24 protein-coding genes are annotated in these 23342 nt (G+C 37.7%); 8 read left to right on the top strand and 16 right to left on the bottom strand.

The features are described from left to right. Positions 1-18: 18 nt before the first annotated feature. The 5 genes from ACTL4S_RS09735 to ispH form a co-directional block, all read right to left on the bottom strand. The gene (locus tag ACTL4S_RS09735; protein WP_184412750.1) at positions 19-792 is read right to left on the bottom strand and encodes a pilus assembly PilX family protein; all 774 of its coding nucleotides are present in this window, start codon (positions 790-792) and stop codon (positions 19-21) included. Next, the gene (locus ACTL4S_RS09730; protein WP_441299276.1) at positions 793-1761 is read right to left on the bottom strand and encodes a PilW family protein; all 969 of its coding nucleotides are present in this window, start codon (positions 1759-1761) and stop codon (positions 793-795) included. It lies immediately after the preceding gene. Continuing rightward, entirely contained in the window at positions 1761-2309 is a 549-nt protein-coding gene (gene pilV / locus ACTL4S_RS09725; protein ID WP_441299275.1) for a type IV pilus modification protein PilV, read from the bottom strand. The genes ACTL4S_RS09730 and pilV overlap by 1 nt, the downstream gene beginning before the upstream one ends. Before the next feature lie 2 nt (positions 2310-2311). Beyond that, complete coding sequence (locus ACTL4S_RS09720; RefSeq protein ID WP_441299274.1) at positions 2312-2797, bottom strand: pilus assembly FimT family protein; 486 nt, start codon at positions 2795-2797, stop codon at positions 2312-2314. Positions 2798-2960: 163 nt separating this feature from the next. Beyond that, complete coding sequence (ispH, locus tag ACTL4S_RS09715) at positions 2961-3911, bottom strand: 4-hydroxy-3-methylbut-2-enyl diphosphate reductase (RefSeq protein WP_441299273.1); 951 nt, start codon at positions 3909-3911, stop codon at positions 2961-2963. A 133-nt stretch (positions 3912-4044) separates the two neighbouring features. Here ispH and gmk point away from each other — a divergent pair, with 133 nt between their 5' ends. The 6 genes from gmk to bfr all read left to right on the top strand — a co-directional run bounded on the left by gmk (position 4045) and on the right by bfr (position 8923). Next, on the top strand, positions 4045-4668 hold the full coding sequence (gene gmk / locus ACTL4S_RS09710; protein ID WP_005249796.1) for a guanylate kinase: 624 nt from the start codon (positions 4045-4047) through the stop codon (positions 4666-4668). Between the two features lie 76 nt (positions 4669-4744). Beyond that, entirely contained in the window at positions 4745-5026 is a 282-nt protein-coding gene (gene rpoZ, locus ACTL4S_RS09705) for a DNA-directed RNA polymerase subunit omega (protein ID WP_004281186.1), read from the top strand. Positions 5027-5242: 216 nt separating this feature from the next. Next, entirely contained in the window at positions 5243-7348 is a 2106-nt protein-coding gene (locus tag ACTL4S_RS09700; RefSeq protein ID WP_441299272.1) for a RelA/SpoT family protein, read from the top strand. Between the two features lie 75 nt (positions 7349-7423). Next, positions 7424-7807 (top strand): deaminase RidA, encoded by a 384-nt coding sequence (ridA, locus tag ACTL4S_RS09695; protein ID WP_004644973.1) that lies wholly within the window; start codon positions 7424-7426, stop codon positions 7805-7807. A 220-nt stretch (positions 7808-8027) separates the two neighbouring features. Continuing rightward, the gene (locus ACTL4S_RS09690; RefSeq protein WP_004644972.1) at positions 8028-8222 is read left to right on the top strand and encodes a bacterioferritin-associated ferredoxin; all 195 of its coding nucleotides are present in this window, start codon (positions 8028-8030) and stop codon (positions 8220-8222) included. A gap of 236 nt (positions 8223-8458) precedes the next feature. Further along, positions 8459-8923 (top strand): heteropolymeric bacterioferritin subunit Bfr, encoded by a 465-nt coding sequence (gene bfr / locus ACTL4S_RS09685; protein WP_441299271.1) that lies wholly within the window; start codon positions 8459-8461, stop codon positions 8921-8923. 49 nt (positions 8924-8972) lie between these two features. On the opposite strand, the gene ACTL4S_RS09680 is transcribed toward bfr, so the two are convergent. Continuing rightward, positions 8973-10607, bottom strand: a complete 1635-nt coding sequence (locus ACTL4S_RS09680; RefSeq protein WP_441299270.1) for a PglL family O-oligosaccharyltransferase — start codon at positions 10605-10607, stop codon at positions 8973-8975. Between the two features lie 125 nt (positions 10608-10732). Here ACTL4S_RS09680 and ACTL4S_RS09675 point away from each other — a divergent pair, with 125 nt between their 5' ends. Both ACTL4S_RS09675 and ACTL4S_RS09670 read left to right on the top strand, forming a co-directional pair. Continuing rightward, positions 10733-11866, top strand: a complete 1134-nt coding sequence (locus ACTL4S_RS09675) for a glycosyltransferase family 4 protein (protein WP_441299269.1) — start codon at positions 10733-10735, stop codon at positions 11864-11866. 8 nt (positions 11867-11874) lie between these two features. Continuing rightward, on the top strand, positions 11875-12933 hold the full coding sequence (locus ACTL4S_RS09670; protein ID WP_441299268.1) for a glycosyltransferase: 1059 nt from the start codon (positions 11875-11877) through the stop codon (positions 12931-12933). A 4-nt stretch (positions 12934-12937) separates the two neighbouring features. Here the strand turns inward: ACTL4S_RS09670 and ACTL4S_RS09665 are convergent, their stop codons facing one another. From ACTL4S_RS09665 to ACTL4S_RS09620, 10 genes are all read right to left on the bottom strand, one after another. After that, on the bottom strand, positions 12938-13828 hold the full coding sequence (locus ACTL4S_RS09665) for a glycosyltransferase family 32 protein (protein WP_441299267.1): 891 nt from the start codon (positions 13826-13828) through the stop codon (positions 12938-12940). 66 nt (positions 13829-13894) lie between these two features. Further along, positions 13895-14689, bottom strand: coding sequence for an FkbM family methyltransferase (locus ACTL4S_RS09660; protein WP_441299266.1), 795 nt, complete (start codon positions 14687-14689; stop codon positions 13895-13897). A gap of 73 nt (positions 14690-14762) precedes the next feature. Then, positions 14763-16181: a mannose-1-phosphate guanylyltransferase/mannose-6-phosphate isomerase gene (locus tag ACTL4S_RS09655; protein WP_441299265.1), complete on the bottom strand. Its 1419-nt coding sequence runs from the start codon at positions 16179-16181 to the stop codon at positions 14763-14765. Between the two features lie 45 nt (positions 16182-16226). After that, positions 16227-17963, bottom strand: coding sequence for an ABC transporter ATP-binding protein (locus ACTL4S_RS09650; RefSeq protein ID WP_441299264.1), 1737 nt, complete (start codon positions 17961-17963; stop codon positions 16227-16229). A gap of 8 nt (positions 17964-17971) precedes the next feature. Further along, positions 17972-18820, bottom strand: a complete 849-nt coding sequence (locus ACTL4S_RS09645) for a glycosyltransferase family 2 protein (protein ID WP_441299263.1) — start codon at positions 18818-18820, stop codon at positions 17972-17974. A 7-nt stretch (positions 18821-18827) separates the two neighbouring features. Then, positions 18828-19178 carry a type IV pilin protein gene (locus tag ACTL4S_RS09640; RefSeq protein WP_180177022.1) on the bottom strand — a complete coding sequence of 117 codons (351 nt, stop codon included), beginning with the start codon at positions 19176-19178 and terminating at the stop codon, positions 18828-18830. 66 nt (positions 19179-19244) lie between these two features. Next, positions 19245-21062 carry a tetratricopeptide repeat protein gene (locus ACTL4S_RS09635; protein WP_441299262.1) on the bottom strand — a complete coding sequence of 606 codons (1818 nt, stop codon included), beginning with the start codon at positions 21060-21062 and terminating at the stop codon, positions 19245-19247. 88 nt (positions 21063-21150) lie between these two features. Then, positions 21151-21507 (bottom strand): pilin, encoded by a 357-nt coding sequence (locus ACTL4S_RS09630; RefSeq protein ID WP_441299261.1) that lies wholly within the window; start codon positions 21505-21507, stop codon positions 21151-21153. 209 nt (positions 21508-21716) lie between these two features. Then, on the bottom strand, positions 21717-22277 hold the full coding sequence (locus ACTL4S_RS09625; RefSeq protein ID WP_441299260.1) for a TPM domain-containing protein: 561 nt from the start codon (positions 22275-22277) through the stop codon (positions 21717-21719). Beyond that, positions 22271-23320: a TPM domain-containing protein gene (locus tag ACTL4S_RS09620; protein WP_441299259.1), complete on the bottom strand. Its 1050-nt coding sequence runs from the start codon at positions 23318-23320 to the stop codon at positions 22271-22273. The genes ACTL4S_RS09625 and ACTL4S_RS09620 overlap by 7 nt, the downstream gene beginning before the upstream one ends. Between the last annotated feature and the right edge of the window lie 22 nt (positions 23321-23342).

Genomic DNA, 23342 nt, shown 5'->3' with positions numbered 1-23342 from the left:
AAATCCCCAAAAATTTCCTTAACTTTTAGATGCATAACTAATAACAGCATAATCCATAACTTGCTGACTATATGGAACGCCTAATGCACTAAAACACTCTGCTACGGTTTGCTGACCTGGATAATCTGTTGACTTGAAATTAATACGCTTCTTAAAACAATCATTTATTTGAGTATTAAACGATGACCAACCTATACCCGAACTACTTGCTGCACCAGGAATAATCGTAGTCACAACAATTTGAATAGGTTGTACCTGATCAAGTTGCACGGTTGAAGTATCAGTTCCTAAAGGATAAAATTTAAAAGGTATATCTGTCTGCAAACTACTTTTTTTAACAGCTACTTGAGAAATCATAACGTCACGGCTACTGCTATAATCTGAAGACGTGTACTCACAAAATCCCGCAGTACCTAAACTGGAATTATTGATTCCATTAGTATTATTAGTAGGGTAAATAATACTTGCCTTTTGTATATTAAAAACTTTATTTTGAGATTTAGGTCTAAAACAAAAAACTAATTCTTTATAAATAAAATCATCAGATTTCACCATTCCAAATAAACCTAAAGCACTTAAATTTTTTTGAAAAGTTGCAGAGTTTTGATTATCTCTTTCTATAGCAAAGAATACAGCATCTGCTGTTTGCTTCATTAAACTCTGTGCTTGACTATTTGTGGCAACATTTAAACCTACCAAGCTTTGCTTTACAGCAAGTGTCCCTATGAGAATCATAAATATCAGTACGAACAATACAACTATTAATGTTGCACCTTTTTGGAACTGTTTCATTTACAACTCCTCCATAAGACCATAGCCATTTCTTAATGCGACTGTTTGGCTTACCACATCTCTTACATACTTTTCTGTCAAGCTACCGTCTAATTCTATATTTTGATTTAACACCCTAAATTCTGTCGGCATTACTTCATTCCCTGCGACTGAATCAAAACCACGTACTAGGGCCCCTAATTGAATAGACATAATACGTGCACGCGGAGCCCCATCTTTCACCAAACTATTTGTGCTTCCCATATATTGATCAATTGTCATATAACTAAATTCATCACTATTATTTTGTTTGACCCCAAGCAGCACATGAAAGTAGTCCACTCGTCGCATAACGATTTGACCATTGCCCCCTAGTCCATTGATCCCCCCTGGCAGATTATCAGTGGGTACCAAGGTTTTATATCGGCCAGCATCACACGCTAAAGCTAAATCTGTATTCTTTCCATCTGTTCGCAAAAAATATCGTTGTACTATAAATAAACCTTCATTAATCTCATCTTGAGTAATTGCATTTCCTTCACAATCAAATCCTTGGGGATCAAATGCTTTATATTGAATGACTAACTGGTCACTCGCGATATTGACATTACTTGGTCCTACTTTAGCCCTAGTGAGCTGACTAAGTTCCACAGATGAATTTGTTAGATATAATGGGAGATTCGCAGACTGAACTTTTTTATCTTCTTCAGCTAAAGAGGCATAGCTTTTAGAACTGGTGAGAACAATACCACTATATTGATTTCGATCATTTATTATTGCTAAATCGGCATCTAAATTTGCTAATTTAATATCTTTTATAAGATAGTTCAGACCAAAATTACCGTTATCTTGAAGTTCAGCCAGATTTTTTTGTAAATTATAATTAATACTTCCTGTTAAAAAGAGCTGAAATGCGGCAGCAATAATAATTAAACCAATAACTAAGGCAACCATTAATTCAATGAGTGTTAAACCTTTTGAATATCTCATTAGTACGCCTCCAGAACTATGCATTTAGAGTTAGACGTCAAGCTTCCACTATTAGTACATGCATTTGCTCCACCATCTTTTGGCAATGTCTCCCCCCAAGCTACATAAACACAAAAGCGATTTAAACTCATATTGCCAGGGCAGTCATTGAGTGCAATCTTCATACCTGATGTATAGGCTCTATAAAGAATTTGATTTGCATCTTCTTGTGCAAAATCTTTGCTTGAACATTTTGTACTTCCAATACAATTGGGTGTATGACTTGAAATATAATATTTTCCCGACATTGCATTACTATATGCGTCAACAAGCTTATCAATCTCATTTTCAGTCACAGTTATTGATTTAGACAATCCTGACTTATTTGCGCGCATTCTTTCAGATAGATCTCTTGCTAAATTCATTGCTTGTATTCGCTTTGATGCATCTAAAGAAGCATCCATTGCACGTACCTGCAGTATAGAAAATCCCAGAACACCTATTGAAAGCAAAATAAGCGCTACTAACACTTCCATAAGTCCTACACCGTGTTGAGTTTTAATTTTCATTATTAACAACTCCCAACAAATGCAGAGGTTTTGCTAGATGACACTCGACCAAAATTAGTTAAAGTAATATAATTTTGAGTACTAGCATTTGTTATTTTTATTTCTAAATTTGCAGGCAATCCCCTTACATTCCCTTGAGGTAGAAATTTAATGAAAGTAAGCGGAGATCCCATCACAGCCTGAGACCATGTAGTTCCTGTACATGTACCCTCAATAAATGACAACGTTACACCTTCGGCAGGCTTCCAATAGCGATGAGCAGGATCGTCAATACCATTTATACCCAAATAAACAGTAATTTCTTTACGGTATAAAACTGCATCTGCTCGCGCTTGCACTAAAGCTTTCTCTAAATCTGTAGCCGTCTTTTGAATAGATCGTTTATCCATCGTATCTTGGAATTTAGGAGCAGCAATACTAGCCACAATTGCTATTACCGCAAGCGTCACCATGAGTTCAATTAACGTGAATCCTTTTAATTTTTGCATCCTGCCCTCAAAGCAACAAAACTTTACCTCATTAAAAATAGTATCTAATTAACTTACAAACTCCACACAAATAGGGATGAATGGCATAAAAAAACAGATAACTGCAAAAAAGCAATTATCTGTTTTTAAAAAATTAAAAATCAGGTGATAAATACGTCACATTTTAAGCTTGAGTAACTGGAATACGTAATTCTTTTGGCAGGCTAAAAGTTATATTTTCTTCACGACCATTTAGTTCTTGAGGTACATCTGCGCCCCAATCTTGTAAACGCTGAATGACCTGTTTAATTAGAATTTCAGGTGCAGATGCGCCTGCTGTTACCCCAATCTGGGCATTTCCTGTAAACCATTCCTGCTTAAGCTCATCGGCATTATCGACTAGGTAAGCCGCTTTACCCATACGTTCCGCCAGCTCACGTAGGCGGTTTGAATTAGACGAGTTTGGAGAACCTACTACAAGAACCACATCACAACGTTCAGCCAGATCGCGCACTGCATCCTGACGGTTTTGTGTGGCGTAGCAAATATCATCTTTACGTGGACCCTGAATCAGCGGAAACTTCTGGCGCAGAGCATCAATCACTTTCGCTGTATCGTCAATTGATAAAGTGGTTTGCGTGACAAAAGCCACTCTTTCAGGATTGCGTATCGTTAAAGCGGCGACATCTTCTTCATCTTCAACCAGATAAATCTCACCGCCATTTTTTTTGTCATATTGCCCCATGGTGCCTTCAACTTCGGGATGGCCCTCATGACCAATCAGGATCGCTTCCACACCTTCACGGGCATATTTGGTCACTTCAATGTGCACCTTAGTCACCAAGGGACAAGTCGCATCAAAAACTTTCAAACCACGATGTTCAGCTTCTTGTTGTACTGCTTTAGAAACACCATGTGCGCTAAAAATCACGATATTATCGTCAGGAACTTCGTCGAGCTCATCGACAAAAATCGCACCGCGCTGACGCAAGTCATCGACCACAAATTTGTTATGCACCACTTCATGCCGCACATAAATTGGTGGGTTAAAGCATTCTAGGGCACGGTTCACGATCGCAATGGCACGATCTACACCAGCACAAAAACCACGCGGATTGGCTAAAACAATTTCCATAGAATCCTCAATACTCACACCATTTTTAGCGGTTCAATTGAAATAAATGTAAACAATCGACTGACAACTATTTAGTTTAAAGCCGCTCTACTCTAAAATAGAGAAGATATTTTATCATATCAGGAAAAATATCATGTCGGGTCTCTTGTTTGTCGTTTCTGCAGCGTCTGGAACAGGCAAAACATCCCTTGTTAAAGCCCTACTTGAGCGTGTCAACAATCTTCACGTTTCTGTGTCACACACTACACGCGGTCAACGACCTGGCGAACTCGATGGCGTACACTATCATTTCTCCAATAAAGAAGATTTTTTAAATCTGGTCAATGAAGGCGGTTTTATCGAATACGCCGAAGTATTTGGTAATTACTACGGTACTGCGCAAGCCACAGTCAAAGAGCAACTGGCCAAAGGTCATGATGTTCTACTGGAAATTGACTGGCAAGGTGCGCAACAGGTTCGTCGACTTTTTCCTGAATCCAAACAAATCTTTATTCTGCCGCCGAGCCAGTTTGACCTGCGTGAACGCCTGTCTAACCGTGGTACTGATGCTGTGGATGTGATTGAACATCGTCTAAGCTGCGCGGTAGAAGATATGCAACAATATAGCAACTTTGACTATATCATCATTAATGATGACTTTAATAAAGCGCTGCATGACCTGGAAGCGGTAATTATCGCCAACCGCTTAACCCTGTCGCAACAGGCCAACCGTCATGAAAAACTGATTCAGAAACTAATTACCCCAACTGAGCAGTGATTAAAACTTGAGTCTATAAACAAAGCCTTTTATACTGTGCAGTCTGTTAAAATTTATTATTCAAACGAGAATTCTTATGGCACGCGTCACCGTTGAAGATTGTTTAGACCATGTAGACAACCGCTTTGAGCTTGTACTAGTGGCAAGCAAGCGCGCGCGTCAATTGGCACGTCAAGGTATTGAACCAACTGTAGAATGGGACAATGACAAACCGACTGTTGTTGCTTTACGTGAAATCGCTTCAGGTCATGTATCAAAAGACATTTTGAAACAACGTGATCAAGATTATCAAACATCAAGCTTGGATCTTGCACTTTCTGCAAATAATCTAAACTTAGACGGTTTTTCTTTCCAATAAGAGATCGTCACTCAAAAAGCCTAGTTCTAAACTAGGCTTTTTTTGTTATGTGACTTTTATATTTATGCCAGAACGGTTATAACATAAGGGTTAGCTATCAAGTTTGTATTGGTTTTCTGCTCTGTAGCAGCAAAAAACCATCAAGCCAGGAAATTCACATTTCTAGAATGCTTTCACGTTTTATTTGTAAAAAATTCAGTTGAAAAAAGGTGTTTTATGCCAGGCCCACAGGTCAGTCAAGCCAAGCAGCAGTTAGAGATCATTATCGATGCGTATTTAAGTGAAAGCGATGTCGAACGTGTGCTTGCGGCCTGTGATTATGCAGATATGGCGCATGACGGGATTGTGCGTAAAAGTGGTGAACCTTATATTTTACATCCGATTGCGGTCAGCTGTATCTTGGCGCATATGCGTTTGGACACTGAAACCTTAATGGCTGCTCTGCTGCATGATGTGATTGAGGATACTGAATTCAACAAAGATGATATTAGCAAGATTTTTGGTTTTACCGTCGCTGAACTAGTCGATGGTGTCACCAAACTCAGTCATTCCAGCGATAAAGAATATAATAAAGCGGCTTCTTTCCGGAAAATCCTGCAAGCGACGCTACAAGATCCACGTGTCATTATTGTGAAACTGGCCGACCGTTATCACAACATGACCACTTTGGACGCACTGCGCCCTGACAAACGCGCGCGTATTGCCCGCGAAACCTTTGAAATCTTTGTTCCCATGGCACGTATTGTCGGCATGAATGAAATGGCCGATAACCTGGAACATCTTTGTTATCAGAATCTAGATCTAGACATGTATAACAATGTGCAGGCTGCTCTACTGGAAACCAAGCCCAAACGCTGTGAATATCAGGCAAAATGGGAAAAGAACCTGACCGAACTGCTGCAACAGAATGCCATTCAGGGCCGAATTAAGAAGAAAAATAACAATATTGAGCTACTGCGCCACTTTGTTAAAAATGACATCGATCTGCAGGAATTGACGCACAGCCATGCATTTGAAATTATTTTACAGAGCATCGCGGACTGTGACCGACTGGCAGAAATTCTGACGCAAAGTTTTAAAATCCAGAGTTATGAAGATCATATCCGCCGCCCATTACCGGGAGGCAACCAGTCCTTAATGATGCGCCTAAAAGGCGAAAAGACCACTTTGTCTTTGACCATTCAAACTGAACTCATGCGTAAAGCTGCACGTTTTGGCGTCGTGCTGGGTGAAAGTGCCCCGCAAGCCTGCCGCTCTGCGATTCAGGCCTCGATGCAGAATCTGAATGTTCTGGTCGATGGTGAATGCGCCAAAACGACTTTCAGTGAATTACTGGACTATTTACATCAGGAAAAAATCTGGGTCTATACCCCGCACGGCCATTTACATGAATTGCCACAAGGCGCCACGGCGGTTGACTTTGCTTATGCCGCGAGTTTATTCCTAGGCAACCATGCGGTTGGTGCAAAAATTAACAATGAAACTAAGCCGCTTTCAACGCCTTTAGTCAGTGGTCAGGTAGTCGAAATCATTACTGATGTCCTTGCAACTCCAAACCCAGATTGGCTCAGTTTTATTAATACCCAGAAAGCTCGTCGTGCTATTCAGAATATTCTGCGTGATCAAGATCCAGACGAACAGCGTCTGGTCGGACAACAGGCTCTCAATCGTGCACTAAAACTGTTTCATCGTTCGATTCGCGATCTGACTGAAGCAGACTGGAAAAACCTCTTGGAGTGGCGCCATGTTTCCAGCAAGGAACAGCTATTTGAACAGATTGCAGTCGGTGATTTATTACCGCAACTGGTGGCCAACCATTTATTTGCCCAAGATCAGCATCAGAATATTGCCAGCTCAGACCGTCTGATTCAGGGAACCGAAGGTGTCGATGTCAAATATGCACATTGCTGCAATCCTGTGCTGGGTGATCCGATTCAGGGTCATTTGACCCGTCGCGGTCTAATTGTGCATCGTGCACGCTGTCATAACCTGCTGCATGAACAGCATCAGCATCCAGAAAATATCATGTTGTTGCAGTGGACCTCTGATGATCTGGAAGATATCAGCTTTACTGCCTATCTCAGCATTGACCTGGACATGAATGACGAGCAGATTTCCGACCTGATTTACCAATGTCGTAAAGCGCATTCCGGGGTGGAAATGGTGCGCACTCAGGATGACAAAACTTACGTCAATATCGTGGTGCATAACCGTAAACAGATTGCAAAGATTATCCGGGATTTACGCATGTATTTCGGTTTCCCACGAATTATTCGTCTGGCTCAGCCCGTCGTTTTCAGTGAAGCCTCTAAAGCGAGTTGATCATTTAAAACGATAGTGCTTTGATCAGCCGAATTGATCGAATATGATGTATGTCGATGATAAAAGGAGAAATTAATGTCCCGCCAAGTAATCCATACTGAAAATGCCCCTGCTGCGATTGGCACTTATTCGCAAGCCATTTTAGTGGGTGATACCTTATATCTATCAGGTCAAATTGGCCTGGATCCTTATAGTATGGAACTGGTTGAAGGCATTGAAGCTCAAATTCGCCGAGTGTTTGATAACTTAAAAGCAGTCTGTGAAGCCGCCGGTGGCTCTTTGGCAGATATCGCCAAACTGAATATTTTTCTGACCGACTTATCTCACTTTCAACTGGTCAATCAAATTATGGGGGAGTATTTTGCCCAACCCTATCCAGCACGTGCCGCTTTAGGTGTGGCCAGCCTGCCTAAAGATGCCTTGGTTGAAATGGATGGCATTGTCATCATTAATCAATAAGTTATAAAAATTACTCAATCCCTACCCTGCAATATCTCATTCTAAATCATGAATCGCTTTTGTGTGGAAATCCGAGCAGTACTTGGATTTCCACTCAGGTGGTGATTTTTTATCTAAATCATCAATCATGATAAAAGCTATTTCAAATGATTTTTATTGACAAACGATAACAATTATCAATAATATTACTTATCTTATTTAATCACTGTGGTTGTGTCCTATGTACGTTTGTCTATGCCGTGGCATTACAGATCAAGACATTAAAGATGCTATTGCAAATGGCGCTGAAAGTTATCGTGATGTCCGCGATATGTTGGACTTGGGAACTTGCTGTGGCCGCTGTGCACCAGAAGCCCGTATGATCATCAGTGATGAAGTTTCACAAATTGCAGCACGGCTGGCCGTTGCAGCATAAATTAAAAATATTTCTCCTTATAAGCATAATGAAAAACAATGATCTTCGATCATTACTCCTCCCCCGCCTTTGACTCTGGCGGGTTTTTATTGCCACTCATCTGAGTCTGGATCGATTCGATGTCGATTTTCATTTGCTGTTCCATAAATTACTCGCCATTTGCCCCTGACTTGCTTTACTATCAGGATTAGAGCGCTTTCTTAGAAAGATAAAACAGGTCCAAATGGAGTTATGCGATGAAAGGCAATCGTGATGTGATTAATCAGCTCAATCAGGTGTTGTATCACCACTTAACTGCCATTAACCAGTATTTCCTGCATTCGCGCATGTTTAATGACTGGAGCATTGAGAAACTGGGCTCGGCAGAATATAAAGAATCCATCGTTCAGATGAAGCATGCCGATAAAATTATTGAACGTATTTTATTTTTGGAAGGTTTGCCGAATTTGCAGAATCTAGGCAAACTGTATATCGGCCAGCATACTCAAGAAGTGCTGCATTGTGATGTGCGCAAAGTTAAAGAAAATATTGAAGCCATCCAGAAAGCTGTGGCATTAGCTGAAACTCAAATGGATTATGTGACGCGTGATCTGGTTCAGGAAATTCTAGAGAAAGAAGAAAATTATCTGGATTGGACGACAACGCAGATTGATCTGATCGAGAATATTGGTATCGAAAACTATATTCAAAGTCAGCTCTAAATTTAAAATTAAGTCAAGAAAAAGCCAGCATCTGCTGGCTTTTTTGTATTTAGCGAGGTACATCCTGCGTTAATTCTTCATAACTCATTTCAGTTTTCTGAATGATCTTTAAGCGTTGCAGCTGGTGCTTAGCCTCAGTCTCGTAACCATTAAATGCTAAGAGTTTGGCATATTTGATCAGGTTATATTTAGTCGGATAACTCAAGACCATTTGTTCACCTTCCTGAATCTGTTCAGCAGACGCTTTGCTATAAGGATTCAGACGAATCCAGGCAATGCGATGATTAAACTCGGTCAGCAAATAAATTGGTTTTTCATTGGTGATTTTTTCAGGTTGCTTTTCATAACGAATACTTTGCCCGAGTTTTGGCACCGCAACATTATAATCGCGATAAATCACAATCAATAAAAGTAACCCAACAGCAAAAATGAATTTCATGCCGATTGATGGCATAACTATTATCTTAATTTTTGGATTTTGCGCCAGAACCGTACCCAGGATAAAACCGACTGGTAGCAGGAAATAAGCATAATGCTGTGGAAACTCAAACATGGCATGCGTGACAAATGCCCCGATCATCAAAATTCCAATGACAGACTCAGGTGTGTTAACCCATCGTTGTAGCTGATAGCCCAAATAACCAAAATATGCCAAGAAAGGCAGACCAATGATCAGTCCATTCCAGAGCAGGAAATCAATAATAAAATTATGCGCACTACGAATCCAGACCGGGCCCTGTACCGTATCACTAATTGAGACAAAAGCGACACTGGTCTGATACCAGCCATAGCCAAACCATGGCTGTGCCTGAATGGCAGCGATCATTTGCTGCCAGATCGCGAGTCTTGACATATCTCCGGTAGCACGAGACACGACATCACGACTTTGTACAACTTGTACATCCATTGCTTGAGCTGCAAGCTGACTCAGCAATGGGAAAACGACAATACAAAAAATAAAGAAGATGAACCAAGCGGCACTGTAATACCATTTCAGGCGAATAATGCCTTTATATTGATAGAAAGTTAAATACAACATGATCGCGATCGCAGCGACCCAGGCAGTACGTGACTGACTTAAAGCCACGCCCATAACAATCACAGCAGCGCAGGCAAATAACCATTTGGTCTGGATTTTTTTCTTTTCATACAAGTAAAGGCAACTCATCAAAGCCATGACTAAAAAAGTCGCCATATTATTGGGCTGGGCAAAATTAGCATAGGGCCGCTGATTGCCACTAATATTCACCATACCTGGCAAAGTTACGTCCAAGTTAGTCCATTGGCAAAGTGCGATAATGCCTGTGACTGTACCTGAAGCCCAAAATACATAACTCAGATTAGTGAAAGTTTCTTCCCTTTTATAATTTTCTATAGAAAAGTTATAACCCAGCACGCTTGCGAGCCAAAAGCTAAAGACAAAAAGAAAGCCCATCATGGCGATGCTAAAAAAGAACACCTGCCCTACCAGCAAATGTATAAGCGGCACACCAGCAAGCAACAATAAAGGTAGACCAACGGTTGGAATTACTAGTTTTTCTTTTAAATAGATTGCAGCGAGCGCAAATAATGCAAAAAAGGCATATAGTTCACCCGTATAAGTCACCCAAGGACGGTAGTGAATGGGTATGAGCCAAGCAAGGAAGATAAGAATTGCTGCAATAAGGGCAAGCGTGAATTTCATGGAAATATCAGGCGGTAGAAGTTGGGCACATGATAAACAAAAAAGCAGATTAAAGGGTAATCAGCATAATAAGATTAAAAATAATGTAATATACAAATTGGGGAAATCTTATCGATTTAAACAATATGCAACAAAAAAAAATTCTCATTGTGACTCGAAACCTCCCACCACTTATTGGAGGAATGGAAAGACTGAATTGGCACATTGCAGATGAACTTAGTCATGATCATAAAGTCTTACTTCTAAGCCATACAGAAGCAAAAAAACAAGTCCCTCAAAAATGCTTTTTTTTTGGAGTGAAGCTAAATCCTTTACCTATATTTTTACTTCTGGCTTTTTTCCGAACATTTCTGATTTGCCTACGCTATAAGCCTGACATTCTTTTTGCTGGAAGTGGACTAACAGCACCTATTGCCGTCTTTTGGGCTAACATTTTTAGAAAAAAAAGTATCGTTTATATTCATGGACTAGACATAGCGACTGATGATTGGCTATATAATAAAATATGGATTCCCATGATTCGATCAGCAGATCATGTACTCGCCAATAGCATCCCTACAAAACAGATTTGTCTCAAAAAAGGAGTAGCTAAAGAAAAACTGAATATTATTTACCCTGGTGTAACCTATCCACCTCTTCCTAAAAATTTAGAGCTTATTCAACCTCTCAAAACTCAATACCAATTACATGATAAAAAAGTATTGATCTCAGTGGGTCGTCTTACTGAACGTAAAGGTCTTAATGAGTTCGTAGATCTCGCATTGCCTAATATTATTGAGCAGATTCCAAACACTATACTTATTGTCATTGGCGATACGCCTCAGCAATCCCTAAATAAAAACCTTCAAAGCAAAGAGCTCATTCTAAATACTGCAGCTAAACATAATATAGGTGAGAATATTATTTTTGTTGGCAATATTAGCGATGATCAAATCCTAGCTTCTTGGTATTATCTTGCAGATTTACATGTCTTCCCTGTTAAGCATATCCCTGAAGATCCCGAGGGTTTTGGTATGGTTGCGATTGAAGCAGCCGCACACGGCATTCCGACTGTGGCTTTTGCTACTGGTGGTATTGTAAATGCAGTAAAGCATCAAAAAACAGGTTTACTTATACCTGTTGATAGATACGACCTTTTAAGTCAAGCTATTATTTCATCTTTGGAATTTCCCCTAAAATTTAACAAGAAAGATTGTGAAGGCTTTGCAGAAAATTTCTCTTGGCCACATTTAAAATCCAAATTTAATATTCATATCTAGAGTACGACATGAGCATTCTTTTTATAGGCAAACGTTTTTACACAAATAGAGATGCTTATACTGAAAAGTTTGGTAGGATCTATCAATTGCCCTATCACTGGTCAAAAGAAATACCAACTAAATTATGGTTAATTGATTATCATAATAAAGATAAAATATCAGATACTGATGAAGATTTAGAAATAGTTTCAACTCCCATCTTCAGCTTTTTATTTATCATGATATTTTTAAAAACAATAATCATCCATCGACCGAAAACGATAGTAGTGAGTGGAGATTGTTATATAGGTTTATTAGGATATATTGCATCTAAACTTTGTTCATCCAAATTCATTTTTGATGTTTATGATAAATATGACACATTCTCAGGCTATAAAAACTTAGGTTTTAAAAATCTATATCAATTTTTATTACAAAAAGCGGATGTTTGTTTTTTTGCGAGTAAAAAATTAAAAGAAAATAGTGAAAAAATATGCAAGAAAACAATGTTGGTTCTTAATGGCGTAGACACTAATCATTTCTACCCCAGAGATATAAATCACTCAAGAGAATATTTTTATTTAGATAAACTTCATATATATGTAGGATATTTTGGTAGCATGGAGTTAGAACGTGGTATTGATGATCTTATTTCTGCTGTCGAACTACTTCATCGAGAAAACAAAAATATTTATATCTTACTGGCTGGGAAAAAACGTGATGACTTAAACCTAAATCATTCATTTATACATTATCTCGGCAACCTCCCTTTTAATACAGTTCCTATCGCAATGGCTTGTTGCAACCTACTGGCCTTGCCCTACAGAAATTCACAATTTTTAGATCATGCATCGTCATGTAAAATTGGCGAGTATATTGCAATGGATATTCCTATTTTAATGACTAATGCAAATAGTCTAATCCATAATATACATTTAGATTCAATTCATAAAAATGATTTAGCTAAGCATAGCAACCATATTGTATTAGCAAAAAGCATTCAGCTAATTATCAATAGTAACTATGAAAAACCAAAACTTAGCTATGAAAACTGGAAGAAAATATCCAAGCAATGTTTACCTATTTAAAAAATTAGAAAAAGTGTTTTTTTCGAAGATTAGCGATTAACTTTTCATATTCAATGGAAATAAGAGAAAAATAATTAGACCTATTGAAGACCAAATTTAAAATTAATGTATTAACAAAAAAACGAAAAACTATAAAATTTTTATATAAAAAAATGTTATAGGAATTTTTTGGGTAAACAATTGGCTCAATTGAAAGACTATAATGACTCTTCATCATCGCAATATGATCATTATTACCTTTAAGTAAACTATATTTTAAGGAGAAATCGATATGCGATCTAGAATACCGATGAACATATTGATTTCGAAGAGGATGAATCGCTAAAGTATATGGAATTGGTCCTGTAACCTTTAGGACCCCCCGTTTTGCAACACTATGTTTCCAAGGATTATAATTTTTTATGTTATGGACAACCCGATCAATAACGGCTTTAAGAAAGGGCGAATTGGGCTTAGCAATAATATACCATTGCTGATATTCACCATGCGGTATATCACGCAATTCAATTTTAAGTCCAGCCCCTTTAAACTCACCATCATCATTCGGCCAACTTGAAATCAAAAACTCATCATCGTCTTTTAATAATTGTGATAACGGTATTGTACAAGCACTTTTAATATCAAAATATGCTCCCCCATCCTTATACAACACTAGATACCTAAAAAAATCTGCCTTAGCCGCACCATAAGAACTATTGATTGAGTCATAAAGGTCTAAAAACTCCTGACCATAATGTCTAAAAATATATTCAGAACATTGATCATTATCATAAAACCTATATTCCCAATCAGGATTGTTTTTTTTAAAACTTTCAACAATATCTGAAATATCATGAGGTAGAACCCTAGAATGATAAGTTTGATGAAGGATTCTAGGGATTAAACTTTTATTCAATTATTACAACTCTCAAAATATAAAATAAATATTTAGTAGATTTTTAAATTAATTAACAAACTTAAATTAGACTAAAAAACTCTCATGAACATACCAATCATCTACATCTGAATACTCTACAAAAACCCTTACATACCCCTTGGATGTTAGTAGATTTAATATATTTCCTCTCATTTCCGTAAAGTTATGTTCAACTGTAATTAAATCTATATGATATTCTTTAAAGTCAAAATTTTTCAAAATCTCATATTCACTACCCTCTGTATCAATAGATAAATAATCAATTTTTTTAGGTGCATTATATTCCCTTAATAAATCTATCAAAGAAATAGTTTCAACATCATAACAGTTACCATTCACTCTCATTTTACTATGCATATCTAATGCGCTAAAGTAATCTATAGTCGAAAGCTCTTTAATATCAGTTTCATTAAATTGAATTTTCTCTTTAGAATGAGACCATACACAACGGTGATCTATAATTACAGCTCTATTTTTTTTTAGTTGAGGATGCCATGTTTTAGCCGGCTCAGCTAATATACCCGTCCAACCATAATCTTTTTCCAGAATATATGTATTGGAAATGCTTTTTCCATCTGTAGCACCAAATTCCACAAAGAAACCATTTCTTTTAAATTTAGTTTTATATAAAATAAATAAATCTTGCCCAAATTGGGACTGCAGTCTATCTACATTTTCATTATTTCCACTCAGAGAAAATAATAATTTCAAATAGTATTCCTGACGCTTTGAAAGCTCTTCATAAACCCCAACCCTCTCATTATATTTACTAATACGCATCAACTTAATACCAAGTTTTTCTAATATCTTTTTTATACAACTATCTAGCCATTTCAGCATTTCTATTGACCTATAAAATAAAAAATAAATTCAAAAACCTAATTAAATAACATGTATTAAACAGCAATGCTGGTTAATTTCTCCCATAGTGATCTTTGAATCTAACAATATCATCCTCTCCCAAATAACTTCCTGACTGAATCTCAATTAATTCAAGTGGAATACAACCAGGGTTCTCTAGGCTATGTACAATTCCTAAAGGAATAAAAGTTGATTCATTCTCTGATACAAAATATTGTTTTTCTGCTTGAATAACTTTTGCTGTTCCTTTTACAACAACCCAATGTTCAGCACGATGATGGTGTAATTGGTGTGATAATTTCGCCTTAGCATTTACAGTAATTCGCTTGACTTGGTAACGCTCTCCAACATCAATACAATCATATTTACCCCAAGGCCGAATTACTTCCCTATGTTGAAAAAGCTCTTGTCGCTCCATAAGCTTTAATTGCTCAATAATATGCTTTATTTCTTGTGATTTATCTTGTTGCGCAATTAAAACTGCATCTTTGGTTTCAACTACAACAAGATTTTCAACACCTAACACTGTAACTAATCTTGAAGAAGCATGAATATAATTATGCTGGCTTTGCTCAACAATAACATCACCGAAAACTACATTTTGATGAATATCTTTAAGATTAGATTCCCATAAAGAAGACCATGACCCTAAATCATTCCAACCTGCATCTAGATACACCACAACACCATTACTTGTATGTTCCATTACAGCATAATCAATTGAATTTTCAGGTGCTTTAAAAAAATAATCTATACCTATTCTTATGAAGTCTAAGTCCTTAGTTTTATTTTCCCATGCTTTCGAGCAGCAATGATAAATCTCTTCCTGATGTTCTTTTATTTCTTTTAAAAATAACGAAGTTTTAAACATAAACATTCCGCTATTCCATAGATAATCACCACTAGAGAGATAGGATTCTGCTGTTAACAAATCGGGTTTTTCGACAAATTTATCTAATTCATATATACTTTCTTTTTTAGCACCTGTCTTAATATAACCATAACCAGTATTAGCATATGTTGGCTTAATTCCGAACACAGCCAATTTATCAAGATACGTTTGTTGCAATGCTGATAAAATACCAGAGTGAAAATTTTCTATATTTTTAATATGATGGTCAGCAGATAGTATAAGTAAACTAATATCTTGATTTGGATATAAATCTTGTGAATGTAATGCCGCTAAGGTGATTGCAGGTGCTGTACTCTTGGCACAAGGCTCTAGAATAATCGAGGCATCTTCTATATCCATCTGTCTCAATTGTTCTGCTACAATAAAACGATGATTCTCATTACAAACGATAATAGGAGGTAAAATCTGTGCAGGTAATTTCTCTAAGCGTTTTAATGTTAGTTGTAGCATAGTGTATTTTGCATCAACTAAATTCAAAAATTGCTTTGGATAAGATTGTCTCGAAAGAGGCCATAATCTTGTACCAGATCCTCCAGCCAAAATCACAGGTACAATCATTTGCTTCTCCTTATACATCACTATCTCTAAGAACTCACAGTTCATCTAATTTTTTTCTTTGTATGCTTTTAAGTTAATTATCTGATCACAACCTTCAACTGCATTACCTCGATGTGCAATAATGACCATGGTCATTTTTCCATTTAAACTTTGCACTGCATGATTTATTGCTTGTTCCGTTTCATGATCTAAAGCACTCGTTGCTTCATCCATAAACAAAACTTGTGGATCTTTATAAAGTGCTCGCGCAATACCAATACGTTGACGCTGACCACCGGAGAGCATAATCCCCCTTTCACCTACAATTTCATCATAACCATTCTTAAGGTTATGCATTATAAAATCATCGATTTGAGCAAGTCGAGCTACTTTTTTAACTTGTTTTAAATCAATTTTTTCCTTCGGCACACCAAAAGCTATATTTTCAGCAATCGTCTTATCTGCTAAATAAATAAATTGCGGTACATAGCCAACTAAATTACGCCAACTCGCTATATTTTCTACTGTCAACTCCACATCATCAACATAGATTTTACCTTTCTGCGGAGAAAGTAAGCCAAGTAAAATATCCATTAGAGTACTCTTGCCACAACCACTTTTCCCCATAATCCCCAAACTAGAGTTTTTCTTAATTTCCAAGTTAAATCCATCCAATACAGGTTGTTCGCTGCGATTTGGATATGCAAATTTAATATTTTGTAAACGTATTGAGTGATCAAATTTGAGTGGCTTAACATCATGTTGATTAATAAAGCTCTCTGATGTTTTTTGTAGTTCAAATTCTGGCTGAAGAACGGCTAAAACTTGCTCTGAAAACTTAATTTGTGAAATGGAACGATAAATATTTTGTGCAGCAGGCAGCATACGATAGGCAGCAAAGCCATAAAGACCAAGTATAGGTAAAATATGTGACACATCTTTTCCTGAGACCACTAAAATCATCGCCAGACCAATGAGGCAACCATAACCTACAGTTTCAATAATATTCAGTGGCACTTGCCCTAAAGTATCGCGTGTTGCAATATGCCTCGCAAATACTCGTGATGACCTTTCAAATTGCTCGATATATTCATGCTTGGCATTGTTAATGATCACATCTTTGATACCAGCCAGCGCCTCTTGACAATTTTGGTAACGCTCTGTATTTGCTTGAGTAAACTCTTGTCCAATTTGATTGAGCTTTTTTCGAACCAACATATAAATAGCCACATAAAATACACCTAGCACTAATGCTGTTGCTATGGCCATAAGCGGATCATACAATAAAAGAATTCCTACCATTGATAAAAGTACAATTCCATAAGACATGAGCGTTAAAGCAGGTAATATCATTGTCCATATCAACTGATCAACTTCAGACAAAATATTTTTGACTAAGACAGTACTATTTCTTTGAATAAAAAACTCATAATTTTGTTGCAAATAAATTTTAAGTAAGCGTGTAGAAAAGTAATGGCGTTGCAAACTCGAAAAACGATTTACTGCATATTGTGTCAGTATTTTAAGTACAGTCGAAAAAACGACAATAAATAAAGAGATAAAGCCGAGATATACAATAAAATTCTGTTTATTTGAGGCTTCAGTAAAATCATATAATAGATTTAAATAATGATTTGACTCTGCAATGCCTGGGTTTGACAAGACAGCTAAGAAAGGCATAATAGAAATAACACCTGCAGATTCAATAAATGCCATCCCTATAACGAGTATTAACACATAAATAACTTTACGCTTATCTAAAGGCGAAAGAATCTGCCAAAGCTGCTTTAAACTATTAAACACGGCTTTCCTTACTTCTCTTTATACATCAGTGCTGTAACCTGTTCCGAGATCAAACCCATCAAAAATATCATGACACTCCCTGTGTACAGCAACGCACTCATATTTGTAAAACGATGATACTCATACAAAGTGTATCCATACCAGCCCGTTGCCATTAAAAATAAAACAACGGCAATAGGTAAAAACATCTTAAGCGGTGAAAAAAGGGTCGCAATTTTAAATATAATTAAAAAGAACCGTATACCATCTTTTATGGGATTGATATGGCTTTTACCAATACGCTTGGATGCATGAATTGGTACATAAGCTACGGAATAACCAGCCCTAAAAAATGCCATTGTGCTCGTTGTTGGATATGAAAAACCATTCGGCAACAGGTACAAAAACTCACTAAATTTATCAGCTCTTACAGCTCTAAACCCCGAAGTCAAATCTTCTACTTTATGCTCAGTCATATATGTTGCAAGATTATTGTAGAGACCATTGGCAATTCCACGTCCTAAACTTGCTTGAGACCCTCTTTGCCGAGCACCAATAACTAGATCATACCCTTCTGCTATTTTAGCTAGCAATCTCGGAATATCATTTGTATCATGCTGTCCATCCGCATCCATAAATACAATCACATTAGCGCTTGCATGACGCGTACCAGTTTTGATTGCAGCACCGTTCCCTTTTGAATATGGATGTGAAATAACTTTTGCCCCAGCATTTTCTGCGACTTGTTGTGTTGCATCACTCGAACCATCATTCACCACAATAATTTCACAGTTCAGTGCTAATTTTTGAATTTTTTGAATTGTCAGACCAATCGCTTTAGCTTCATTTTTTGCCGGTAAAACTATAGATATAAACATATTATACTCAAGGAATTAGATGACAATCTGCTGTACCAACTTGACATTGCACATCTTGATGCAATGACGATGTTCCTTTTATAGGAGTAGCAAATGTTGTCGTACCATTGGTCTTATAGTCAGTTTCAGTCGGGGCAACATTCAAACTCTCGCATGCAGAAGCCTTATAAGGCGGCACGGTAACATTATCTGCAAAATTTGCAACTACAGTATTCATATAAAATTTTGCCTCAGCTAAGCATGCATTATTTGCTGTTCGTTGCATATAATTCCGATATGCTGGTAGTGCAATACTCGCTAAAATTCCAACAATAGCAATGACAACCATCAACTCTACAAGTGTAAAACCTCGCGTCATGTCGCTTCCCCTCGGATCAAGTTATCTCTAAGTACTCAAACCTAGAGTTTTTTATACTTATGATGCTTAAATTAGCTTTAAATGATCAACCCAATCAGGTTTACCTACCTCAATCAATTGCGAATACAAATCTTGGATTACTTCAGAATCTTGTGGGTGAGTTTCTACAGCTTTTTCAAAAAAGGCCAACGCTCTTTTTTTATCTTTGCCATGATAAACAAATGATCCAATATCAAGATATTCTGCTGGCTCGAACCACACCCCTTCACTTAAAGCAATTTCAAAGGCTTGAATCACTTGTTCTGTATCTTCGATCAGACCTTTTTCTGTATTACTTTTTAAAAACAATAAACTGATGCGTTTTTCTGGCCAGTGACTTTTAATTGTTACAGGTGCTCTAAGAGCCTTATAGTATTCTTGCCAATCTTGGTCTTTTACCAATCCTGCCATTGTTTTAAAGAGCACCCTATTACCTGCAAGTGAAACATCATTAGGAAATTTTTGCTGTGCTTGTTCTGCTACATGTGCCGCATTGATCAAATAATCTTTCTGTTTTGTTCGATTGTATAATTGATAATACGTTCCTGTATATTGCATCCATGCACGTCTAGAATCAGGCTCTAAACGCACCATTTTCTGTACCAAACGAATCGGATCTCCCCATGTATAAGCCTGTACTGTTGTACTCACTGCAAATAAAATCAAAACTAGACTTGGTACAATGAAGAAAACATATTTGTTATTACTAAAATACTGCTGTCTAAGCATTAAAAATAAATCTGTGATAGCTAAAATAATTCCTAATAAAGGTAAATAATTTCGATGTTCAAATACGAGTTCTAAAGGAATGACATTGCTTGAAACAAAGTGTCCTACGAAAAAGAAGAATATTCCAAATGCAAATAATGGGTATTTCAGCCTCCACATCCATGCCCAAACCAATAAGCCCATGATTGCTACAATAGAAGTCATTGTCGTCCATGGTTGCCACATGCTACGTGAAATAGTGTACGTATCATACGTAAATACAAACGCATCAGGTACGGGCCATAGTATTTGACCGATATACATCATCAAAACACGCGTTTGAGTCAGTACACGTTCAAAACTTGTAAAATCCCGCCCACAGGTATCTAAACAACCATAACGCGGAATAATGACAAAAAAGTAAACAAGTATAAATAGAATAACGAACAGGGTATAACTTTGCTTTAAACCACGCTCAACAGCTTTCTGTGTCGCCTGAAATCTAAAAATTATAAGTTCAATAATTAAGGTGAAAATTGGAAAAATGATGGCATCTTCTTTAGAAGCCAATGCGAGCAACCATGCAACCAAAGCTAGAACACCATGGCCCCTTCCTCTTCCACCAGCGAGTTGATCATGTCGCATCAATAGATAAGACCATAATGCGAGCAGCATAAACATGACTTCCATGCTCTGCATACGCTGTACAATATAAAGTATAGAAGAAACTTGCATCGGATGGATTGCCCAAGCAAGCGCAATAATCAAAGCACCCCACATCGCATGTTTAGCATTCCAATGAACAGCCAATAATAGTTGGCGGATAAAACCCAACATAATGAGAGACGTCACAACATGAATAACAAGATTGGTTACTTTAAAGGCGAATGGATCCATTCCCCCTGCACGCCAATAGTCAATTGCAAAACTGAACATGGGTAAAGCACGCTCACCGTTACCATCATGAAAACTTAAAGCAGCATAAATAAAACCATCTAAATTAAAATGGTCTATACGGATTCGTACATTTTGAATAATATTGGGTATATCATCAAAAAAGAAATCACCAGATAACCCCAAACTAAATACAGAAACAACAATGACTACAAATGCCAATAAAGCAAACCAATTACGCATTTTATTAGCTCTTATTTTTAAATACATAAACTATCAGTAAAAAAGCACCCGGAGGTGCTTTTTATGCTAGACCAAATCTTAATGTGAATTAAGACTCAAGACGACAGCTACCTGTTCCAGCATCACAGATAGAATCTTTCTCCAAGGTTGCTGTACCTTTAGATTGCGGTACAAACGTGATTGATGCACCACCAGTATAGTTAGCAATAGTTACTGTAGGACCACTCGCACAAGCTACATTCTTAGGCGCACTTGGTGCACGACCATCTGCAGCATCAGCAACCGCTGTACCCATATATGCCTTAGCTTCGCCTAAACATGCACTGTTAGAAGAACGTTGCATATAGTCACGGTAAGCAGGAAGTGCGATTGCAGCTAAAATACCGATAATTGCTACAACAATCATTAATTCAATAAGGGTAAAACCCTTTTGTACTGTATTCATAACATTCTCCACAAATGTTTTTTGTTTATTTATAAGCTTAAAGAAATAGCTCATTTAGCTTATTTATATTTAGCACTAAATGTGCCAAGTTTTATTATAATAATTTTGGCAGAAAAAACAGCACTTTAAAAAAATATTTTTATTTTTGTAATTATTATGTTTTCTTTTGTGTAACTAACTGACAAAAAATGTCACTTAGTTGACTAAAATCATCCCAGAATGATTGGCTTATTTCCTAATTCATTCTTTAAATCATCTATTCTACGATCATAGTATTGATGTAGAACCTCTCCAATCTGCTTTACACCTTCAATTACACCCTCTTTAAACTTCTGCTGGACTAGATGCTGAATAATGTTTTGGCAGATTTCATCCCAGACTTGCTGGGTCGTTGCATCTTTAATTCCTCGATCAATCACAATCTCAACCTTATGTTCACACAGATTCAAATACAGGAGTACTCCACTATTATATTCGGTATCCCAAACACCAATTTCCGCAAATAACTGCCGGGCACGACATAAGGTATCTTGATAATAGGCAGATCGTGAAGGCAAACAACCTTCAATGACGACCTGAATCTCCCCCACATGCCCATGCTCGGCTTCTTCCACCACGACGGCAATCGCATGCTGATCCTGCTTGGAAAAAAAACGCTTGGTTGCCGGCATATAAAAGAAATGCTTTAGCCAACGCTTAAAACTCGGCTGTGCATGTTCTTCCAGCTTGGGTTGCGTGACAATCTCTGTCGTATCTGTAGTTGTTACCATGAGCCTGATGCTCCTCCCCCACCAAAACCGCCACCGCCACCGCCGAAGCCGCCGCCACCAAAACCACCACGACCACGACCACTACCGCCGCCCCGGCCTCCACCTGCTAAAAAGGCATGTAAAATCAACTGGGCAATAGAGGTGACCAATAAAAAGAAAATACCTGCGCCAATCATTAAACTAGCAACCAAGCCTAAGCCATTCACTAAGCCTGCGGCTGTACCTGCTACTGCCGCAGTCGCTGCACTCAGACGTTTACCAAAGATCATGGAGCCAATAACACCTGCAATAATAATAAAGATAACGCTTCCAAAAGTAGCTTGCGATGCTTTTTGAGCTTGATAAGCTTGCTCCTGGCGCTCTTTGATTTCATCCGCTGCCTGTGCAGCAATTTCAGGATCTAAATTTAAAATACGTTCAATTTCGGTTAGTCCGGAATCAATGCCTTGTGCATACTGACCTTGCTTAAAAAATGGCGTAATTTTGTCATGAATAATACGGCCCGCTACAATATCGGGTAGAATCCCCTCCAAGCCATAACCGGTCAAAATTTGAATACGGCGATCATTAATGGCAATGGTCATCAACAAACCGTTATCACGTTTGGCTGAACCCAGCTGCCAGGCTTCAGCAACGCGCATGGAGTAATCAAAAATATCTTCCTGCCCGGTGGTCGGAACAATGACTACACCTATTTGCCCTTTGCCTTCATTATAAAGTTTTAGAATGCGCTGACTGAGTTGCTGTTTTTCAGCGGGACTGAGTAAATTTGCCTGATCAATAACCGGTTCATTCAGGCTGGGCAAGTCGCGCTGAAGCTGTCCTTCAGCCATGTCATTGGTAATTTGCGGCTGTGATGCTGCTGCAGTTTCTGTATTTTGGGCTGGAGTATTTTGATTATTTTTAGGCTGTAAGATTTCACGGGCTACGATGACCTCTTCAGTATCTGTAGCCGTAGCCGTTTCTGCTAAAACAGGCGTTGTCATTCCCATGCCCAACATAAGAATCAAACTAGCACAGTATTTCAGCAGTATTTCAGGCATCTGATCTCTCGCTTATCTACAA

Source organism: Acinetobacter lwoffii (genome assembly GCF_052078135.1).
GTDB lineage: Bacteria > Pseudomonadota > Gammaproteobacteria > Pseudomonadales > Moraxellaceae > Acinetobacter > Acinetobacter lwoffii_Z.
The sequence above is the reverse complement of the archived record's forward strand: the minus strand, read 5'-3'. Positions and strand labels throughout refer to the sequence as shown.

What these genes read in the sequence shown, in the direction of transcription:
- pilV (WP_441299275.1), bottom strand. Translation starts at nt 2,309, where the DNA reads ATGAAAATTAAAACTCAACACGGTGTAGGACTTATGGAAGTGTTAGTA.
- ACTL4S_RS09655 (WP_441299265.1), bottom strand. Translation starts at nt 16,181, where the DNA reads ATGATTGTACCTGTGATTTTGGCTGGAGGATCTGGTACAAGATTATGG.
- ACTL4S_RS09720 (WP_441299274.1), bottom strand. Translation starts at nt 2,797, where the DNA reads ATGCAAAAATTAAAAGGATTCACGTTAATTGAACTCATGGTGACGCTT.
- bfr (WP_441299271.1), top strand. Translation starts at nt 8,459, where the DNA reads ATGAAAGGCAATCGTGATGTGATTAATCAGCTCAATCAGGTGTTGTAT.
- gmk (WP_005249796.1), top strand. Translation starts at nt 4,045, where the DNA reads ATGTCGGGTCTCTTGTTTGTCGTTTCTGCAGCGTCTGGAACAGGCAAA.
- ACTL4S_RS09690 (WP_004644972.1), top strand. Translation starts at nt 8,028, where the DNA reads ATGTACGTTTGTCTATGCCGTGGCATTACAGATCAAGACATTAAAGAT.
- ispH (WP_441299273.1), bottom strand. Translation starts at nt 3,911, where the DNA reads ATGGAAATTGTTTTAGCCAATCCGCGTGGTTTTTGTGCTGGTGTAGAT.
- rpoZ (WP_004281186.1), top strand. Translation starts at nt 4,745, where the DNA reads ATGGCACGCGTCACCGTTGAAGATTGTTTAGACCATGTAGACAACCGC.
- ACTL4S_RS09630 (WP_441299261.1), bottom strand. Translation starts at nt 21,507, where the DNA reads ATGAATACAGTACAAAAGGGTTTTACCCTTATTGAATTAATGATTGTT.
- ACTL4S_RS09660 (WP_441299266.1), bottom strand. Translation starts at nt 14,689, where the DNA reads ATGCTGAAATGGCTAGATAGTTGTATAAAAAAGATATTAGAAAAACTT.
- ACTL4S_RS09675 (WP_441299269.1), top strand. Translation starts at nt 10,733, where the DNA reads ATGCAACAAAAAAAAATTCTCATTGTGACTCGAAACCTCCCACCACTT.
- ACTL4S_RS09645 (WP_441299263.1), bottom strand. Translation starts at nt 18,820, where the DNA reads ATGTTTATATCTATAGTTTTACCGGCAAAAAATGAAGCTAAAGCGATT.
- ACTL4S_RS09670 (WP_441299268.1), top strand. Translation starts at nt 11,875, where the DNA reads ATGAGCATTCTTTTTATAGGCAAACGTTTTTACACAAATAGAGATGCT.
- ACTL4S_RS09735 (WP_184412750.1), bottom strand. Translation starts at nt 792, where the DNA reads ATGAAACAGTTCCAAAAAGGTGCAACATTAATAGTTGTATTGTTCGTA.
- ACTL4S_RS09640 (WP_180177022.1), bottom strand. Translation starts at nt 19,178, where the DNA reads ATGACGCGAGGTTTTACACTTGTAGAGTTGATGGTTGTCATTGCTATT.
- ridA (WP_004644973.1), top strand. Translation starts at nt 7,424, where the DNA reads ATGTCCCGCCAAGTAATCCATACTGAAAATGCCCCTGCTGCGATTGGC.
- ACTL4S_RS09680 (WP_441299270.1), bottom strand. Translation starts at nt 10,607, where the DNA reads ATGAAATTCACGCTTGCCCTTATTGCAGCAATTCTTATCTTCCTTGCT.
- ACTL4S_RS09730 (WP_441299276.1), bottom strand. Translation starts at nt 1,761, where the DNA reads ATGAGATATTCAAAAGGTTTAACACTCATTGAATTAATGGTTGCCTTA.
- ACTL4S_RS09620 (WP_441299259.1), bottom strand. Translation starts at nt 23,320, where the DNA reads ATGCCTGAAATACTGCTGAAATACTGTGCTAGTTTGATTCTTATGTTG.
- ACTL4S_RS09700 (WP_441299272.1), top strand. Translation starts at nt 5,243, where the DNA reads ATGCCAGGCCCACAGGTCAGTCAAGCCAAGCAGCAGTTAGAGATCATT.
- ACTL4S_RS09635 (WP_441299262.1), bottom strand. Translation starts at nt 21,062, where the DNA reads ATGCGTAATTGGTTTGCTTTATTGGCATTTGTAGTCATTGTTGTTTCT.
- ACTL4S_RS09625 (WP_441299260.1), bottom strand. Translation starts at nt 22,277, where the DNA reads ATGGTAACAACTACAGATACGACAGAGATTGTCACGCAACCCAAGCTG.